This is a genomic window from Methyloglobulus sp., assembly GCF_040079455.1.
Lineage (GTDB): Bacteria > Pseudomonadota > Gammaproteobacteria > Methylococcales > Methylomonadaceae > Methyloglobulus.
In genome coordinates, this window is record NZ_JBEBKJ010000142.1 from 1 (window position 1) to 4,602 (window position 4,602).

The 4,602-nt window shown below is 48.2% G+C and carries 3 protein-coding genes and 1 tRNA gene; 3 read left to right on the forward strand and 1 reads right to left on the reverse strand.

All coding sequences use genetic code 11. From position 1 onward, the window contains the following. On the reverse strand, window positions 1–798 hold a 798-nt coding region (locus ABL924_RS17855; RefSeq protein WP_349028449.1), incomplete at its 3' end, for an RNA repair transcriptional activator RtcR family protein. 200 nt (window positions 799–998) lie between these two features. Between ABL924_RS17855 and ABL924_RS17860 the strand changes: the two genes are divergently transcribed. The 3 genes from ABL924_RS17860 to ABL924_RS17870 form a co-directional block, all read left to right on the forward strand. Next, window positions 999–2,552, forward strand: a complete 1,554-nt coding sequence (locus ABL924_RS17860) for a hypothetical protein (protein WP_349028450.1) — start codon at window positions 999–1,001, stop codon at window positions 2,550–2,552. Window positions 2,553–2,730: 178 nt separating this feature from the next. Next, a tRNA-OTHER gene (locus ABL924_RS17865) sits at window positions 2,731–2,843 on the forward strand. Window positions 2,844–3,420: 577 nt separating this feature from the next. Beyond that, the coding region (locus ABL924_RS17870; protein WP_349028451.1) for an RtcB family protein at window positions 3,421–4,602 on the forward strand (1,182 nt) is incomplete at its 3' end.

Genomic DNA, 4,602 nt, shown 5'->3' on the forward strand with positions numbered 1-4,602 from the left:
GGTAAAAGCGCCTTTGACGTGGCCAAACAAGGCCGATGCCGCGCCGTCGCCACGTAAGGTCGCGCAATTGACTTCCACAAAGCTACCTGTGATTTGGTGGCGGGCTTTTTTGAGTTCATAAACCCGCTTAGCCAGGAAGGACTTACCCGCCCCAGTTTGCCCCATCAGCAGCATCGGCGCTTTGGAGCGCACGGCAACGTGTTCAATTTCGCTTATCATCAGGTTGAACGCCGCATTGCGGGTCTCGATGCCGGATTTAAGCAAGGCAATGGCATCGGATTCCGCCTTAGCGTAGCGTTTGGCAATCGCATCGTAATGGCTTAAGTCCAGATCGATCAAGGCATAATTGCCGATCAGTCCGCTTTTTTGCCTGAGCGGTGGCGAGGTTTGCAGCAACACGCCCGGAAAATACCGTGCTTCCACCATCAAAAACAGGCAAATCTGCGCTACATGCGTGCCGGTGGTAATGTGTATCCAGTAGTCTTCGCGTTCGGTATCAAAGGGGTATTGTGCGGCGAAATCAAACAGCGCGGCGTAAACCTGACCAAAATCCCAAGGATCGGCAATCGTCATTTCCACCGGCAACACTTCAGTTTCAGGGGATACCGACGCGATATCCTCCGTTAACACTTGCAGTAAGGATTGGTATTTCCGGTCATACAACAAGACCAAGCGGTCGATGACCAAGTCTTCATGCTGGGTCAATGACACCGTTGGTCGCCATTTCTCCCAACGTCCCGATCCAACGCCTGAATCCAGTTGTGCGCCGACAAAGCCTATGGCTACTTTTTGCTTCATGATATAAAATTATAAATATGTATTAATTTTTATAGAAATATATTATATCAGCAATGCATTTGCTATTCCCATGATGAACAATAAAATAAATTATTTATTATATAACAATAATATATGAATTATTTCCTTAATTTATTGGCAATTGGCACACCTTTCGCTTTATCTAAATCGAGTTCAAACAAAACGAAAGGAAGACTCCAATGGCAAATGCACAATTATTCAAAAGTTACCGCGGTAATAAATTACCTATGGCTAATACCTTTAATGAAACAGGTTCAGCCGCTTACGGTTTTAATACCAAAGATGTTTTGGCGCAATATGCCGCCACCGGTTGTTTGAATGCGACGTTTTATGCGGATGCCGAGCTGCAATTGCAAACGCTGTTGGATGTTTGCGAAAAAGTTGAGCCACGTTTTATTGCGAAAACAGCGGTGTATTGCCGTGAGCGCGGTTACATGAAAGATACCTCAGCCTTGTTAACAGCAATATTGACGATGCGCGGACAGGAATATTTGCCTATCACATTTAATCGCGTTATCGGTAATGGCAAGATGTTACGTAACTTTGTGCAAATTCTGCGTAGCGGTACAGTTGGGCGTAAGTCGATGGGAACAAAGCCTAAAAAACTGATCCAAAACTGGTTGAACACTGCGCCAGAACGCGATTTGTTGAATGCCTATATCGGCTCGCAACCGTCCTTGGCGGATGTGATAAAAATGGTACACCCTAAACCTACGGAAAATTGGCGCGAAGCCTTTTTCGCCTGGGTAATCGGTAAGCCTTATGATTGGGCAAATTTGCCGCCGATAACGCAAAGTTATGAACGTTATAAAAACGATATGACCAGCCCAGTGCCGGATGTGCCGTTCCAGCTATTAACCGCGTTGCCGTTGGCAACCGAACAATGGATGGCGATAGCCTTAAATGCGGGTTGGCAGATGTTACGGATGAACTTGAACACCTTTACCCGTCATGGCGTGTTTGCGGATGAACAAGTAATAACAACCTTGGCGGAAAAACTGCGTGATAAGCAAGCCATTGCTAAAGCCAAGGTATTTCCCTACCAATTGCTGGCGGCTTATAAGGCCGCAGCAAACGGTTTACCCAGGGAACTGAGCGATGCCTTGCAAGATGCGCTGGAAACATCGCTATCGAATGTGCCGGAAATTATTGGCAAGGTAGTTGTATGCCCGGACGTATCCGGTTCGATGAGTTCAGCAGTAACGGGTGGCCGCGGTTCGGCAACTAGTTCGGTACGTTGTATTGATGTGGCGGCATTAGTGGCGGCGGCCTTAATGTGTAAGAATTCGAATACGGTCGTGTTGCCGTTTGAAAACGACGTGGTGAAGGTTGATTTGAATGCTCGCGATACCGTGCTGACCAACGCACAGAAACTGGCGGCCATCGGTGGTGGCGGAACCAATTGCAGCGCACCGTTGCAGCAATTGAATAAAAACAAAGTCTTTGCTGATTTAGTGGTCTTTGTATCGGACAATCAGTCTTGGATGGATGCTAAACGTCATGGTGCTACCGCGATGATGCAGGAATGGGAAGCGTTTATACAGCGCAACCCGAAAGCAAAACTGGTTTGTGTGGATATTCAACCGTATGGCACAACACAAGCTGCAGAAAGGCCTGATATTTTGAATGTCGGCGGATTTTCTGATGCCGTGTTCAACATCATCGCCGCTTTTGCTGCTGACCAGTTGAGCCCTGAACATTGGGTGGGCGTTATAGAGGAAACTGTTTTATAAGGTTAGGTGAAGTGTTCGTGAATGCCGCTGTGATTACATCGACTGTAAATCGCTATCAGATCACAGCAATTATTGTTACGGCACTTCACTTTTTTTGAAAAAGTTTTACGGGTTTTGTGCGAATGCAGTTAAGACTACATCGTGTCGTCGGTTCGATCCCGGCCTTGCTTCGGCAAGTAGCTCAGTCGGTAGAGCAGAAGTCTTAGCGATTTTTGTCGCACTTTTTAACGATTTTTGGCGAATGCCGGTGTAATTACATTGATTTCAATGGTCGCAGGTTCGAATCCTGCCCATTTTGGTTTTTCAAAATGGTAGCTCAGTCTGGTAGAGCACTGAAAATATTACACCAAACCCTTGTCGCCATCTTTTTTGAATGATTTTTACGCTGAATGCCAGTGTGATTACATGGATACAACATCGGGAAATCCCGAAGATCCCAGGTTCGAGCCCTGGTCGGTAGCAATACCGGTAGTTGAGTAAGAAGATCACACCAAAACTCGTCAGCGGTTTTTGGGATAGCACGAATGCGGTTATGACTACATCGTACGTCGGTTCGATTCCGACTTTGTCTTAGGGCAAGTAGCTGAGTGGTATAGCAATGTTCATAACGACTTTTGTCGTGCTTTTTTAAAGTTTAAGGTGAAACTTAATGGGTTCACCAATGGTTTTTGGCGAATGCAGGTGTAACTACATCGCCTGTCACGCGGGAGGTCGCGGGTTCGAATCCCGTCGGTTCCGACAACTATGGAATCGTAGCTCAGAGGATAGAGCGCCTAACGTGTTACACCGATCCTTGTCGCCAATTTTTTTGCTGACTTATCAGTAAGTCGGCACAGTTTTAATGATGTTGAAGATGGAGAATGCAATCATGCAACCCGAAAACTATTCAGTGATTCAAGTGGGAGATGGAAAGCCAATCAAGCTATGGACGCACGGCGTACCCGTTGAAGATGAAGCCAAAATGCAATTGCAAAATATCGCCAAATTGCCGTTCATCTTTAAACATGTCGCGGTGATGCCGGACGTGCATTTGGGTAAGGGATCGACCATTGGTAGCGTAATTCCAACCTTGGGCGCGATTATCCCTGCGGCTGTCGGCGTGGATATTGGCTGCGGGATGATGGCGGCACGTACCAGCCTGACCGCATGTGACCTGCCGGATAACCTGTACGGCTGGCGTTCTGCCATCGAAGCCGCTGTGCCGCATGGGTTGTCGCGTACCCGTGGAGGTCGCGATAAAGGTTCTTGGGAAAATACCTCGACCAACGTGGATAAACAATGGGCGGAATTATTACCGGAATTTGAAGCTATCTGTACCAAACATAAGTGCCTAAAAAACACTAACAACCATAAGCACTTGGGAACGCTGGGGACGGGCAACCACTTCATCGAAGTCTGCCTGGATGAAAGCCAAAACGTCTGGTTTATGCTGCACTCCGGTTCACGCGGGGTGGGGAATCGTATCGGGACGCACTTTATCGAACTGGCAAAAAAAGATATGGAAAAGTTCTACATCCAATTGCCGGATAGGGATTTATCGTACTTTCCGGAAGGCACGGAACATTTCAACGACTATGTGCAAGCGGTCAGTTGGGCGCAGGATTTTGCCCGCCGCAACCGCGAGTTGATGATGCAAAATGTGGTGGCGGCGATCCAAGCGATTTGCCCCAAGCCGTTTAGCGCCGATGTCGAAGCGGTAAACTGTCACCATAACTACGTACAACGTGAGTACCACTTCGGGCATAACGTGTTGGTAACTCGAAAAGGTGCGGTGGCGGCATGGCCGGGGCAAATGGGGATTATCCCCGGCTCGATGGGCGCGAAGTCGTTCATCGTGCGCGGTAAAGGCCAGGAAGAAGCGTTCTGCTCATGCAGCCACGGCGCAGGCCGAACCATGTCCCGTACCGCCGCGAAAAAACGCTTTAACGTCGCCGACCAGATCGCCGCAACCCAAGGCGTGGAATGCCGAAAAGACGCCGATGTTATCGACGAAATCCCGATGGCGTATAAGGACATTGATGCAGTGATGGCGGCGCAAGCGGACTTGGTG

What these genes read in the sequence shown, in the direction of transcription:
- ABL924_RS17860 (WP_349028450.1), top strand. Translation starts at nt 999, where the DNA reads ATGGCAAATGCACAATTATTCAAAAGTTACCGCGGTAATAAATTACCT.